Genomic DNA, 14,234 nt, shown 5'->3' on the forward strand with positions numbered 1-14,234 from the left:
GGGTTTTCACAATCGAATTGTTGTCTAGCTCACAGGCTAAATTGATTTACTTTTCACACCATTAACATCTCTGTAAACTGTTGGCGGTCTGAAAATAATTGTTTAAAACGAATAACTCTTAAACAGAAAAAATCGATACCCACTCAGCCTGTTAGGGATAATGACTACAAGAGGTCAAAATGAGCAAAGAAATTAAAGCCCAAGTTGTTGTACTTGGTTCTGGTCCTGCTGGTTACTCCGCTGCCTTCCGTTGTGCAGACTTAGGTCTTGAAACTGTACTTGTTGAACGTTACAGCACTCTAGGTGGTGTGTGTCTGAACGTGGGTTGTATCCCATCTAAAGCACTTCTACACGTTTCTAAAGTAATTGAAGAAGCGAAAGCGATGGCTGATCACGGTGTTGTGTTCGGCGAACCGCAAACAGACATCAACAAGATCCGTATCTGGAAAGAAAAAGTTGTTAACCAACTAACTGGCGGCCTAAGCGGCATGGCTAAGATGCGTAACGTAACAGTGGTAAACGGTTACGGTAAGTTCACTGGCCCTAACTCTATCCTTGTAGAAGGTGAAGGCGAGTCAACCGTTGTTAACTTCGACAACGCAATCGTTGCGGCTGGTTCTCGTCCAATCAAACTGCCATTTATCCCGCATGAAGACCCACGTATTTGGGACTCTACTGACGCTCTTGAACTGAAAGAAGTGCCAGAAAAACTGCTTATCATGGGTGGTGGTATCATCGGTCTAGAAATGGGTACGGTTTACCACTCTCTAGGTTCTAAAGTTGAAGTTGTTGAGATGTTTGACCAGGTAATCCCTGCTGCAGACAAAGATATCGTTAAGGTTTACACCAAGCGTATCAAAGACAAGTTCAAGCTAATGCTAGAAACGAAAGTAACAGCAGTTGAAGCGAAAGAAGACGGTATCTACGTTTCAATGGAAGGCAAAAAAGCACCTGCTGAAGCAGAGCGCTACGATGCGGTTCTAGTTGCTATCGGTCGTGTACCAAACGGCAAACTTATCGACGGTGAAAAAGCGGGTCTAGAAATCGACGAGCGCGGCTTCATCAATGTTGATAAGCAAATGCGTACTAACGTTCCTCACATCTTCGCGATCGGTGATATCGTTGGTCAGCCAATGCTTGCTCACAAAGGTGTGCATGAAGGACACGTAGCGGCTGAAGTTATCTCTGGTAAGAAGCACTACTTTGACCCTAAAGTTATCCCTTCAATTGCGTACACTGAGCCAGAAGTGGCTTGGGTTGGTAAGACAGAGAAAGAAGCGAAAGCTGAAGGCATCAAGTACGAAGTGGCGACATTCCCATGGGCTGCATCAGGTCGTGCAATCGCATCTGACTGTTCAGATGGTATGACTAAGCTAATCTTCGACAAAGAAACTCATCGCGTAATTGGTGGTGCTATCGTTGGTACTAACGGTGGTGAACTACTAGGCGAAATCGGTCTGGCGATCGAGATGGGCTGTGATGCAGAAGATATCGCTCTGACTATCCACGCTCACCCAACTCTACACGAGTCTGTGGGTCTAGCTGCTGAAGTATTTGAAGGTTCAATTACTGACCTGCCAAACAAAAAAGCAGTTAAGAAGAAGTAAGTTCTCTTACTGAAAGAATAATAAAAACCGCTGAATATCAGCGGTTTTTTTGTATTTGAATGTTCGAAGCGGCCAAACATAAAAAAGCCCACCATGTGGTGGGCTTGTTCGTGTTCAAATCTGAGCTTTAGTGTTCGCGATTGTAGATGCAAAGCATATCTAGGTAAGCGCTCACGAGTTCTTTCAACTCGGCTTCACCTTTGAAGCGGTTTGCTTGTACGAACAGCGAGTAACAAATACCGTGGAATAGATTTGCCAAGTGTTCTGAATCGTGTTGATCACACACTTCACCGCGTTCAATCGCTTTAATGAACATGTTTTGAACCAATAATTGGTTAGTGCGGTTGGTAGACACAAATAGAGGCCAAACTTCATCACGAGTTGATGCGCTCCACTCGAACCAAACTTTCAGCCAGTGACAATCTTGGCTTACAAGCTCGATCATCGCATTGGTGATGTTTGCGATGTTTTCACGAGCGTGTATGTCTAGGTCGATGTTATCCGAAAGGAAATTCGAGAACTGACGTACAACATGATTGAGAACTTCATCAACCAAATCTTCGCGAGTTGGGAAGTAGTTAAAAACGGTTGCAACAGACACTTGCGCAATTTCAGCAATATCTGCGTGACCACCACGGCCAATACCACGGCGTGCAAATACTTCTAACGCGATTTCCATGAGTTGTTGCTTACGTTTAAGAGGAGAAAGCCTAGTTCTAGGTCTCTTTGCAATTGAGTCCATATCCATTTTCCTTGCCATTTGAGTTGTTGTTGGGGGTAACCCCCTAATTGATTATTTTAATAATTGCTTTAAGCAGTGATGAGTGTAATGGTGCATATGCACAAGGTCAACATCTGATGGATAATTTATAGACAGTAATGTCATTATTATTGATAAGTTTTGCTGTAAACTTTCGAAAATTTGGCAGCGCTCCCAAGAATTTTCCGCAAAAGGATGTGACTTTCAACCCACTCTTCGTGGTGATACACTACACGCCGTAAGATTAGGTGATCGTTTGCGTGCGACCTACCTCAACCCACAAACTAAATTGAGCACAGTATGAAACATACAATAGAAGTCATGATTTCTGAGCAAGAAGTTCAGGAACGAATTCGTGAATTAGGCAAACAAATTACAGAGCGTTACCAAGGCAGTGAAGACCTAGTTTTGGTTGGCTTGTTGCGTGGTTCTTTTGTATTTATGGCCGATCTAGCGCGTGCTATTGAACTGACTCATCAAGTTGATTTTATGACGGCATCAAGCTACGGCAACACGATGGAAAGCTCACGCGATGTACGCATCTTGAAAGATTTGGATGATGACATTAAAGGCAAAGACGTTTTGCTTGTTGAAGACATCATCGATACAGGTAACACGCTAAATAAAATTCGCGAAATCCTATCGCTACGTGAACCGAAATCTATCGCGATTTGTACGCTACTAGACAAGCCATCTCGCCGTGAAGTTAATGTGCCAGTTGATTGGATTGGTTTCGAGATCCCTGACGAGTTCGTTGTTGGTGTTGGTATCGATTACGCTCAAAAATACCGTCACCTACCATTCATCGGTAAAGTGGTTCCTCAAGAATAATTGAGTTCACTATTCGAAATACAAAAAAAACGCCCATATAAATGGGCGTTTTTTATTTATTCAGATTTTATGGCTTAGCGACACAGAAGCTTATTGTCAGGGTTTAAAATCGTCGACAGTGCTTTCTGGTACGATGCTTCAACGGTCTCTTTAGAATTAGAGCGAATACCTAAATATTCAAGGCGACCATCTTCAATTCCGTATATGACACCATGAATTTCGACATCTTGCCCGCGCTCCCACGCGTTTTGCATGATGGTTGAATTGCCTAGGTTATAAACTTGTTCTGCAACGTTAATTTCACCAAGCTTATCGGCACGATCTTCAACAGGCATTTGATCTAAGTAAGAACGATGCTTGAAGTAAAGATCTCTGATGTGCAGTAGCCAGTTATTGATAAGCCCGAGTTGAGGGTTATCTATCGCTGCGTTAACACCGCCGCAACCGTAGTGACCACACACAATAATGTGCTTCACCTTGAGTACATCAACGGCGTATTGAACAACGGAAAGGCAATTGAGGTCTGTGTGAATGACTTGGTTTGCAACATTGCGGTGAACAAATAATTCACCGGAGTAAAGGCCGGTTAATCGTTCTGCGGGTACTCGACTATCGGAGCAGCCAATCCAAAGAAAATCAGGCTTTTGGCCTTCGGCGAGCTTAGCGAAATATTCAGGACGATCAGATTTGATTTCTTCCGACCATTTTGAATTATTCTCAAATAACTGTTTAATTTCCGGCATCTTGCAAACTACTTCCCTTAAATGACAAAAGCACTCATCGCAATTGAAACATATCAAGCGATCAGTGTTGTAACTATACACAATGTTACAATTTCGATCCCGTTAAATATGCGTCAGACAGGACTCATCTGACGTGTTCTTGGAAATAAATTCGTACAATTCAGACCGCTTATTAGATAACGAATTAAGCCATAATTTATTTATGGTTTAATTTTTCACATTCCTCGTTAAAGTAATGACATTTTACTTATTTAATTTTGAAATTAATGCAGGGAGCTAAACGGTGTTCGGTAGTCGTTTTAAAGATATCAATTTCAAAGGGGATATATTTGGCGGGGTGACCACTGCCATTATTTCTCTCCCTTTGGCGTTGGCGTTCGGGGTTGCTTCGGGGGCGGGCGCAGAAGCTGGCCTTTGGGGCGCCATAATGGTGGGCTTGTTTGCCTCCTTATTTGGTGGCTCAAATACACTTATCTCAGAACCCACGGGTCCGATGACGGTGATCATGACAGCCGTATTGACCAGTATGATGGCGAAGTACCCTGAAACAGGTATGGCGATGACGTTTACTGTTGTCATGATGGCGGGTGCATTTCAGATCTTGCTTGGAACGCTGAAGATGGGTAAATACGTCACCTTGATGCCTTACAGCGTGATCTCCGGCTTTATGTCGGGTATTGGTGTCATACTTATCATTCTTCAATTGTCGCCACTCCTAGGGCATGCTGCGCCTACGGGAGGAGTGCTAGGGACATTGTCAGCGCTGCCTGAAACCATTTCTAATCTAAAATTTAACGAGCTTTTCCTTGGCTTGCTGACATTAGGCATTCTGTTCTTTTTCCCAAAGAAGTATCGCAAATATGTACCCGCCCAATTGGTGGCACTGGTTGCAGTGACCTTATTGTCTGTGATGTTGTTTGATACGGAAGATATCCGCCGTATCGGGGAAATTCCGGCTGGCCTGCCATCTTTGGTCGCGCCACATATCGACCCCGATATGTTCGTTGAAATGGTCATCGATGCATTGGTGTTAGGTACGCTCGGTTGTATTGATACCTTGTTAACTGCGGTTATCGGTGACTCACTTACCCGAAAAGAGCACGATTCCGACAAAGAGCTTCGTGGTCAGGGCTTAGCGAATATGATTTCAGGTTTATTCGGCGCACTTCCAGGAGCTGGTGCGACGATGGGCACGGTGACAAACATCCAAGTTGGCGCTCGCTCTCCATTATCTGGTGTGGTGCGAGCCTTAGTACTGGCTCTGGTTGTTTTGGTGGCTGGTGGATTAACCGAACCTATCCCAATGGCTGTGCTAGCAGGCATCGCGGTGTACGTTGGCTTTAACATCTTAGACTGGAGCTTTATTCAGCGCGCGCATAAGGTCAGTTTTTCTGGCATGGCGATCATGTATGGCGTGATGCTACTGACAGTGTTCGTTGATCTCATTGTGGCCGTTGGTTTGGGGGTGTTTGTTTCAAACATCATGATTATTGAGCGCTTGAGTCGCGAGCAAGCTCGTCAGGTAAAAGCCATCAGTGATGCCGATGAAGATGATGTGCCACTGACGGACAGTGAACGAGGATTGTTAGATCGCGCCAATGGGCGAGTGTTGTTCTTCTATCTCTCTGGCCCGATGATTTTCAGTGTGTCTAAGGCTATTTCTCGTCAACACACCAGTATTTCTGATTACGACGTGATGATCTTGGATTTGACCGATGTTCCTATGCTGGATGTTACGGTGGGCCTAGCACTCGAAAACGCCATTAAAGACGCGTTAGATGCTCGCTGTGAAGTGTACTTGTTGTGTCCGAATCAGCGTACTCGCGAGCAACTAGAGAAGTTTCATGTCATCGACCTAGTGCCGGATAACAATATGTATCAGTTCCGCTACGAGGCCTTGAATGCGGCTGTCGCGCATGTAGAATCGGATCACTACCAGCGAATGACAGCCTAATTTTTACGTTCTGTATGAAAGCGCTGCTCAGCCTGTTTAGCAGCGTTTTTTTTGTTTCCCCTTAACCCCCTCAATTGAAAACCTTGAAAATTACAAGGTTGATATTTCCAATATTGTCGAAAGGTTTAATTGTAATCATCGTTATTCGACGATAAACTAATGAAACTTTCTCCAGCTTCCTACTAAGCTTCAGGTGATGCTTATCTTGGAACTGGTCATCCCAATTCACTAACAGATGGCAATCATTACGCTATGTACGCATTAGAAATTGAACAATTACGTAAAACGTATGCGGGCGGCTTTGAAGCGTTAAAAGGCATCAGTCTACAAGTTAAAAAAGGTGACTTTTACGCGCTTCTTGGACCTAACGGTGCAGGAAAATCAACCACGATCGGCATCATCTCTTCTTTGGTTAATAAGACTTCTGGAGTAGCAAAAGTTTTTGGTTATGACATTGATACTGATTTAGAACTTGCCAAGCAAAACCTTGGTTTAGTGCCTCAAGAATTCAACTTCAACCAATTTGAAACGGTTGAGCAGATCGTCATTCAACAAGCGGGTTACTATGGTGTTTCAAAAATTCTGGCAAAAGAGCGAGCCGAAAAATACCTGAAGAAGCTCGATTTATGGGAGAAGCGCAAAGAGCGTGCTCGTAACTTATCGGGTGGTATGAAGCGTCGTTTGATGATTGCTCGCGCGCTCATGCACGAGCCAAAACTGCTGATTTTGGATGAGCCGACGGCTGGGGTGGACATTGAGTTGCGTCGTTCAATGTGGGATTTCCTCAAGGAAATCAATCAGCAGCAAGGGATCACTATCATTCTTACTACGCACTATTTAGAAGAAGCGGAAATGCTGTGTCGCAACATAGGCATTATCAATCGCGGCGAGTTGATTGAAAACACCACCATGAAAGCGTTGCTCAGCAAGCTCAGCGTAGAAACCTTTATTCTAGATATCGAGACTGACGGCGAAGTGCCTGAGTTGAATGGTGTCAATCGTCAAAGCTTAATTGATGGCTCATTAGAAATTGAGTTAGATAAAAGCCAAGGTCTCAATGCGGTGTTTGCTCAATTAACGGAACATGGCGTGAAAGTGCTGTCGATGCGCAATAAAGCCAACCGATTAGAAGAACTGTTTGTCAGCATTGTCAGAGAGGGGGGCAAGTAAATGTACCAACTGTATTGGACGGCATTTCGTAGTTTGCTGGGTAAAGAGGTGACGCGTTTCTCGCGTATTTGGGTGCAAACCTTGGTACCACCAGCGATTACAATGACGCTGTATTTCATCATCTTTGGTAATCTGATCGGTTCTCGAATTGGTGAAATGAGCGGATTTAGCTATATGGAATACATCGTGCCGGGTTTGATCATGATGTCGGTGATCACCAACTCATATTCAAATGTCGCGTCTTCATTCTTTAGTGCAAAACTGCAAAAGAACATCGAAGAGTTGTTGGTTGCACCTGTGCCAAACTACGTCATCATCGCAGGTTATGTCATGGGTGGTGTAACCCGTGGCTTGCTGGTTGGTGCTATTGTGACGTGCGTGTCGCTGCTGTTTGTAGATCTACAGGTGGAGCACTGGGGCATCATTGTGGCGACGGTATTTATGACGTCGGTGGTGTTTGCTCTTGGTGGATTGATCAATGCGGTTTACGCAAAGACGTTTGATGACATCTCAATCATTCCTACGTTTGTATTAACGCCGCTTACCTATCTTGGCGGTGTGTTTTATTCGATTAGCCTGTTGCCTGAGTTTTGGCAAGGTGTATCGAAAATCAACCCAATTGTTTACATGGTGAATGCATTCCGTTACGGATTTTTAGGCGTATCGGATGTCGGTATCGTGACTTCATTTAGTGTACTTGGTGTGTTTGTTGTGGTGCTGTACGCCATTGCCCACTATTTGGTAACAAAAGGGATTGGGCTACGAAGCTAAGCCATGCTCATAAAGAAAAAGAGCAGCTATTTACGCTGCTCTTTTGCATGCACAACAATACATACCCATACAATCTTCCGGTTTTTATCATGATAGGTTTCAATCATTTGTAATAAATGAGTGATCCTATGAATATTGTCCCGCCGCCGCTTTTTTCCTATCAGTTACTTAAGCCCAAATATTGGTCTGTTTGGCTGGCATTTGGATCTCTAGCAATCATTGTTAATGTACTGCCGTATGTGGTTTTACGAATCTTAGGTAGAAGCATCGGTTGCGTTGCGATGCAGTTAATGAAGCGCCGATACAAGATCGCTTTGCGTAATCTTCAGCTATGTTTTCCTGATTACACAGATTGGCAATGCAAGGATGTGGTACGAAAAAACTTTCAATACACGGGAATGGCGCTCATCGAAACTGGTATCGCTTGGTTTTGGCCAGACTGGCGAATTAATCGCATAACTTCTATTGTTGGCAAAGATCGTCTGCTCACAGAGGAAAAGAACGGTCGCGGTGTATTAGTGGTGTGTAGTCACCATTTGAACTTGGAAATAACCGCTCGTATCTTCAGCCAATTTGCCAAAGGCTATGGTGTTTACCGTCCAAACTCAAACCCTGCTTATGAATTTATTCAACATCGAGGCCGAACTCGTTTTGGGCATCAAATGATTGATCGAAAAGACGTGAAATCAATGCTCAAAGTTTTGAAAAATGGCCATCGACTTTGGTATTTACCTGATCATGATTATGGTGCCAGCCATTCTGTTTTTGCACCGTTTTTTGCCGTTGAACAAGCTGCGAGCACAGTGGGGTCTAGTGTGCTTATTGACGCAACAAAGTGCGCGGTCATATCAGGTGTCACAGTGAGCAGGAATCATCACTACACGTTGTATATTGGGAAGGATCTCAGTGAGTATTTTGAAAAGCGTAATGCGATGAAAGCGGCAAGTATCTTGAACCAAGAACTCGAAAAAATGATAAGACGCGATATTCCTGCGTGGATGTGGTTGCACAAACGGTTTAAAACACGTCCTGAAGGATTTGATTGCGTCTATACGTAGAACATAAAAAAGGTCGACACAAGGTCGACCTTTTTCTTTTGAGCGTTTGGCTTATTCAGCGTTTGCTGCGGTGCCATCATTAGATTCTGCTTCATCTTTCGATTCCACAACCATATCAACGGTTTGGTTGTCGATAAGACGAGCTTGACCTAAGAATGCCGACATCAGAATGACAGCTTGTGTCGTTTCTGGTGTGATCACTTGCAAAGTACGAGCATCACGAATGAAGATCTCATCAGGATGAAGACCGGCAGCGCGTAGCTGATCATTTGCATCTTCAATGATGGAAGCGTAATCATCGCGGCCACCACGAATGGCACTGCTGATCCAACGCATTGTACGAGCAAGTACTGGCGCACGTTGACGTTCATCCAGTGTCAGCAGGCCATTGCGTGAACTCATTGCTAAACCGTCCATCTCTCGTACGGTTGGTACACCAATGATTTCAATATCCATTGCTAGGTCATCAGCCATCTTGCGGATAACAGCAAGTTGTTGGAAGTCCTTCTCGCCGAAGCATGCTACATCCGGTTGTACGATGTTAAATAGCTTATTCACAATGGTTGTCACGCCACGGAAGTGACCTGGGCGAGACGCGCCTTCTAGAATCGTTGATAGGCCAGGAACATCGACGAAGGTTTGCTTATCCAGACCTTCTGGGTAAATGATTTCTGGAGTTGGCGTGAATACCACATCGACGCCTTCTGCCGTCAACTTGCTTAAGTCTTCTTCAAGCGTACGTGGGTAGTTATTTAAATCGTCTGCACGATCAAATTGCATCGGGTTTACAAAGATGCTTACGACAACGATATCAGCGTATTCGCGTGCTTTACGCACTAAAGTTAAGTGACCTTCGTGAAGGTTGCCCATTGTAGGGACGAAGGCAATTTTACGACCTTCACGTTTAAAGGTTTTAAGGTGTTCACGAACTGCTGAGATTTCCGCAAAAGTTTGCATGCTTTTATCCTCTAGGCAATGGTATGAGCGTCGTCTGGGAATACACCGTTTGCTACATCTTCAATGTATTTTGCAACGGCTTTGCGCATATCACCTGTTTCAGCAAGGAAGTTTTTGGAGAATTTAGGCATGTAGTTGGCAGAGATGCCGAACATATCATGCATTACAAGAATCTGACCATCCGTTACGTTACCCGCACCGATACCGATGACTGGCACGTCGAGTACTTTAGTAATGCGTTCTGCCAGTTCAGCAGGCACACATTCTAGTAGGACGATTTGAGCGCCTGCTTCTTGTAGCGCTAACGCATCTTTTACCATGCGATCCGCTTTTTCTTGATCGCGACCTTGGATTTTGTAACCACCAAAAATGTTAACAGACTGAGGGGTTAAACCAAGGTGAGCACAGACTGGCACTGCGCGTTCAGTAAGCATCTTAACGGTATCAACTAGCCAGTCGCCGCCTTCGATTTTTACCATGTTTGCGCCTGCGCGCATCAATTTTGCCGCGTTCTCACACGCTTGCTCTGGTGTTGCGTAGCTCATGAATGGCATATCGGCCATTAGCAAGCAATTCGGGCTGCCAGCACGCACACAGCGAGTGTGGTACACGATGTCATCTACCGTTACTGGTAGCGTATCGTTTTCACCTTGCAATACCATACCAAGTGAATCACCAACTAAAAGAACGGGCATTTCTTGGCTTTCAAAAAGTTGTGCAAAGCTCGCATCGTAAGCGGTTGAAGTAGCAAATTTACGACCTTCTTGCTTCCACTTGATAAGGTCGTTGATGGTCATCTTTTTCATTGTTTTATCCTTACTAGGAGCTGGCTATGACTGCCAAATTCTGAGGCCGTTTCTATCTACTTGTTCCAGTAGTTCAGAGACCTCGGTCCCATCAGGGAGTTGTAAACTTGGTGCAATTTCCGCAAGAGGGTAGAGTACGAATTCGCGCTCTCGCATTCCGTAATGAGGAACAATAAGTCTTTCGGAATTAATCACCTCATTGCCGTAAAGAACGATATCAAGATCCAAGGTTCTTGGTCCCCAACGTTCGTCTTTTCGGACACGCCCTTGCTCTTGCTCAATTGCTTGGGTGCAATCAAGTAGCTCAAGAGGCGTCAAATTTGTTTTGATCGCCACAACCGCATTGATGTAATCCGGCTGATTTTGTGGCCCCATAGGCGTGCTGCTGTATAGCGAAGACGCTTGTACAAACTCAGAGTTTGGTAACGTTTTTAGAGCCTCAATCGCTTGCTGAGCTTGGCTGACAGGATCAGCCAAGTTACTGCCTACCGCAATGTACGCTGTGATCATGATTTCGGCTTACTCTTTTTCTTGCGAAAGGTTTTGCGGCGACGTTGGCCCGATTTTGGTGCTTGACCATCTAGGTCTGCGGCCATCGCTTGGCGCATTTCTCGGCCTGCATTTTGGAAAGTTTCCCACCACTTAGCAAGCTTCAGAGTGTCGCCACCCTCAATTTCACCGCGCATTTCAAGAAAATCAAAGCCAGCTCTAAATTTGTTGAGTTCCATTAGGCGGAACGCACGTTTGCCATTGCGTCGTGGAAGGCGCAATTGCAGCTGCCAAATCTCACGGATGGTCGCAGTATGGCGACGTGGAATTGCGATGGTACGAACTTGATCATCAAGAATGATATTGCTCGCTTCCATGATCGCGTCGTAATGACACAAGTTATGCTGGTCCATGAGTTTGTCTGCTAGTGCACAAAGCGGGTACCACAGCATCGCAGCAAACATAAATGCTGGGTTAATGCGCTTGCCATCTTCAATACGCATGTCTGTGGAATCCAACACAAGATCGAGCATTTGTTCAGTATGCGACGAATAGTCTTCTGTGAAGTGCTCCGAAATGGCTGGGAACAGTTGTTGGAATAAGTTGTATTCACGTAGCAGGTGGTATGTCTCTAGACCATGGCCTGACTGCAAGAGTTTGAGTGACTCTTCGAAAAGACGAGCGGAAGGAATTTCACGCAGTAGCGGCGCCATCTCTTCGATTGGTGCTGCTGTGTCTTCTTCAATATCAAAGTCCAGTTTCACGGCAAAGCGAACCGCACGCAGCATGCGCACTGGGTCTTCACGGTAGCGTGTTTCTGGATAGCCAATCAGACGAATCAGACGATCTTCTAAATCTTCGATACCGCGCGCGTAGTCGTGGATCGAGTAATCAGCGATGTTGTAGTACATCGAGTTGATCGTAAAGTCACGGCGCTCAGCGTCTTCATCAATGGTGCCGTACACGTTATCGCGTAGCAGCATACCTTCTTTGGATTGCTGAGAGATGTTTTTGTTCTTTTGCTCTTGATGGTGACCGCGGAATGTCGCCACTTCGATGATGTCTCGGCCAAACATAATGTGCGCCAGACGGAAGCGTCGGCCAATCAAGCGGCAGTTTCTAAATAGCTGCTTGATCTGTTCTGGCGTTGCGTTGGTCGCAATATCAAAGTCTTTCGGTTTTTGTCCAAGCAGTAAGTCTCGAACCCCGCCACCCACAAGAAAAGCATCGAAACCAGCACCGTTTAGTCGGTACAGCACTTTCAGTGCGTTGTCACTGATCTGCTTACGCGAAATGTTGTGCTCTTCACGAGTTATTACATTGAGAGCGAGCTCTGGAACTGTGGCAGGTTCGCTTGGTGTATAGTCGTTTGTATTCATGTGCATCTGGCAATAACTGGGTTTAATCCAATCTTGCTTTGGTTAGTTATCTGCGCCTCTAGGGCTGATTTTGCGGCTAATGATAGCCTACACAGTGCCATTTGAGAATCGCGGTGTGATCTCGATCTCTGATGGCAGTTGTTCTAAGCGCCAATTTTCGCAGCCCCAACGAAGAATTTCGTTCATGCTGGCGGCTTTTATTTCTTCAGGCACATCAAAGCCTAAAAACGTCATGGCATGCAATAAAGCTGGCTTAGGGTTTTCGATATCAATAGCTGTCGCGTGATTTTGTTTCGACAATTTGTTGCCGTTGTCATCCATCGCCAATGGTAAATGCAAGTAGCTAACTTCAGGTTGTCCAAGGATTTGGTACAAACTGATTTGGCGTCCTGTTGGTTCAATCAGGTCTGCACCTCGAACCACTTCAGTAACCCCTTGGTCGATGTCGTCCAATACTACCGCAAGATTATAAGCAAATAATCCATCTCGACGTTTAATAATGAAATCTTCATTAACCAATTGCTCTGGAATCTCAATCATTCCATGTTTCTGATCGAGGAAGCGGGCGACGGGTTTGGTCATTTTTAGGCGAATCGCGCCTTCTTTCAAGTTTTTATCTCGGCAAGTTCCCGGATAAAAGCCACCGTGCTCTTTAATTTGCTTGCGAGTGCATTGGCAATAATAGGCGTCACCGTTCTCGAGCCAAGCATCGATCTGTGCTTGGTAAAGGTCATGACGCTCGCTTTGATACACCACTTCTCCATCCCAATGCAACTGGTAAGCTTTAAGCGCTTCTAGAATCAGTTGCGAAGCGCCGGGCATTTCTCTTGGTGGATCAAGATCTTCAATGCGTACTAACCAAATTCCGTTGTTTGCTTTGGCTTGAAAATAACTGCCAAGCGCAGCAATCAATGAGCCAAAGTGTAATGGGCCAGAAGGGGATGGGGCAAATCGACCTACGTAGCGTGCCATGGGTGTATCTCGAATTTATTAGATGTACAGTTTAGTCATCGTAAGTAACGCTTCAGCTAGGTTTTGTAAACACGAAGTGGCAATAACGTTTTGCCTGCGGTGAGTGTTTGTGGTTCTGAGCGCTTACGGGACTGGTATTAGCCAAAACAAAAAGGGAGCCTTAGCTCCCTTCAGTAATCAAATGCGTGGTGATTAACCTTGCATCTGCTTCTCTTTGATTTCTGCAAGTGTTTTACAGTCAATACAAAGGTCTGCAGTTGGACGTGCTTCAAGGCGACGAACGCCAATCTCAACGCCACAAGACTCACAGAAACCAAAATCATCTTCTTTGATTTTGTCTAATGTTTTTTCAATCTTCTTGATCAAACGGCGCTCACGATCACGATTACGCAGTTCTAGGCTGAACTCTTCCTCTTGAGAGGCGCGGTCAACTGGATCTGGGAAGTTTGCTGCTTCGTCCTGCATGTGGTGAACGGTACGATCTACTTCAGCTCGTAGTTGGTCACGCCAAGCTGTTAAGATTTTCGTAAAGTGTTCAACCTGCGCTGGTGACATGTATTCTTCACCAGGCTTCTCCTGATATGGCTCCACGCCGGCAATGGCTAGGATGCCGATCGTTTTCTTCTTTGCTTCTGGCATACAGCATCTCCTACTTACACCTAGTCAACTGCTACGCAGTCAATTTAAGGCGGGTATCTATAGCAAAAAGAGGCGGTGCAAGCAAACACTGAATCGCA

Annotated in this window: 14 protein-coding genes; 6 read left to right on the forward strand and 8 right to left on the reverse strand. The window is 45.1% G+C overall.

Annotation, left to right across the window (positions count from 1 at the left end; all coding sequences use genetic code 11):
* Positions 1 to 179 precede the first annotated feature (179 nt).
* Positions 180 to 1,607 carry a dihydrolipoyl dehydrogenase gene (gene lpdA / locus UF05_RS03450; protein WP_005479684.1) on the forward strand — a complete coding sequence of 476 codons (1,428 nt, stop codon included), beginning with the start codon at positions 180 to 182 and terminating at the stop codon, positions 1,605 to 1,607.
* Between the two features lie 127 nt (positions 1,608 to 1,734).
* Here the strand turns inward: lpdA and opaR are convergent, their stop codons facing one another.
* Entirely contained in the window at positions 1,735 to 2,349 is a 615-nt protein-coding gene (gene opaR / locus UF05_RS03455; RefSeq protein WP_005479697.1) for a transcriptional regulator OpaR, read from the reverse strand.
* A gap of 318 nt (positions 2,350 to 2,667) precedes the next feature.
* On the opposite strand from opaR, the gene hpt reads away from it, so the two are divergent.
* Positions 2,668 to 3,198, forward strand: coding sequence for a hypoxanthine phosphoribosyltransferase (hpt, locus tag UF05_RS03460; RefSeq protein WP_005479701.1), 531 nt, complete (start codon positions 2,668 to 2,670; stop codon positions 3,196 to 3,198).
* Between the two features lie 74 nt (positions 3,199 to 3,272).
* Here hpt and can read toward each other — a convergent pair whose 3' ends face one another.
* Positions 3,273 to 3,941, reverse strand: a complete 669-nt coding sequence (can, locus tag UF05_RS03465) for a carbonate dehydratase (RefSeq protein ID WP_045545338.1) — start codon at positions 3,939 to 3,941, stop codon at positions 3,273 to 3,275.
* Between the two features lie 283 nt (positions 3,942 to 4,224).
* Between can and UF05_RS03470 the strand changes: the two genes are divergently transcribed.
* The 4 genes from UF05_RS03470 (at position 4,225) to UF05_RS03485 (ending at position 8,894) form a co-directional block, all read left to right on the forward strand.
* Complete coding sequence (locus UF05_RS03470; RefSeq protein ID WP_005493993.1) at positions 4,225 to 5,895, forward strand: SulP family inorganic anion transporter; 1,671 nt, start codon at positions 4,225 to 4,227, stop codon at positions 5,893 to 5,895.
* 252 nt (positions 5,896 to 6,147) lie between these two features.
* Complete coding sequence (locus UF05_RS03475; protein ID WP_024702450.1) at positions 6,148 to 7,065, forward strand: ABC transporter ATP-binding protein; 918 nt, start codon at positions 6,148 to 6,150, stop codon at positions 7,063 to 7,065.
* Positions 7,066 to 7,836 carry an ABC transporter permease gene (locus tag UF05_RS03480; protein WP_005479696.1) on the forward strand — a complete coding sequence of 257 codons (771 nt, stop codon included), beginning with the start codon at positions 7,066 to 7,068 and terminating at the stop codon, positions 7,834 to 7,836.
* 128 nt (positions 7,837 to 7,964) lie between these two features.
* Positions 7,965 to 8,894 (forward strand): Kdo(2)-lipid IV(A) acyltransferase, encoded by a 930-nt coding sequence (locus UF05_RS03485; protein ID WP_025518856.1) that lies wholly within the window; start codon positions 7,965 to 7,967, stop codon positions 8,892 to 8,894.
* 51 nt (positions 8,895 to 8,945) lie between these two features.
* Here the strand turns inward: UF05_RS03485 and panC are convergent, their stop codons facing one another.
* The 6 genes from panC to dksA form a co-directional block, all read right to left on the reverse strand.
* On the reverse strand, positions 8,946 to 9,851 hold the full coding sequence (gene panC, locus UF05_RS03490) for a pantoate--beta-alanine ligase (protein WP_045545337.1): 906 nt from the start codon (positions 9,849 to 9,851) through the stop codon (positions 8,946 to 8,948).
* A gap of 11 nt (positions 9,852 to 9,862) precedes the next feature.
* Positions 9,863 to 10,657, reverse strand: a complete 795-nt coding sequence (panB, locus tag UF05_RS03495; RefSeq protein ID WP_005454450.1) for a 3-methyl-2-oxobutanoate hydroxymethyltransferase — start codon at positions 10,655 to 10,657, stop codon at positions 9,863 to 9,865.
* A 24-nt stretch (positions 10,658 to 10,681) separates the two neighbouring features.
* The gene (gene folK / locus UF05_RS03500) at positions 10,682 to 11,167 is read right to left on the reverse strand and encodes a 2-amino-4-hydroxy-6-hydroxymethyldihydropteridine diphosphokinase (protein ID WP_005494002.1); all 486 of its coding nucleotides are present in this window, start codon (positions 11,165 to 11,167) and stop codon (positions 10,682 to 10,684) included.
* Complete coding sequence (gene pcnB, locus UF05_RS03505) at positions 11,164 to 12,531, reverse strand: polynucleotide adenylyltransferase PcnB (RefSeq protein WP_020841253.1); 1,368 nt, start codon at positions 12,529 to 12,531, stop codon at positions 11,164 to 11,166. The genes folK and pcnB overlap by 4 nt, the downstream gene beginning before the upstream one ends.
* An 81-nt stretch (positions 12,532 to 12,612) precedes the next feature.
* Complete coding sequence (gene gluQRS / locus UF05_RS03510; protein WP_042765588.1) at positions 12,613 to 13,497, reverse strand: tRNA glutamyl-Q(34) synthetase GluQRS; 885 nt, start codon at positions 13,495 to 13,497, stop codon at positions 12,613 to 12,615.
* Positions 13,498 to 13,689: 192 nt separating this feature from the next.
* Positions 13,690 to 14,136 (reverse strand): RNA polymerase-binding protein DksA, encoded by a 447-nt coding sequence (gene dksA / locus UF05_RS03515; protein WP_005490361.1) that lies wholly within the window; start codon positions 14,134 to 14,136, stop codon positions 13,690 to 13,692.
* Between the last annotated feature and the right edge of the window lie 98 nt (positions 14,137 to 14,234).

Source organism: Vibrio sp. S457-15 (assembly GCF_000960545.1).
In the GTDB taxonomy this organism is placed as follows: Bacteria; Pseudomonadota; Gammaproteobacteria; order Enterobacterales; family Vibrionaceae; genus Vibrio; species Vibrio parahaemolyticus.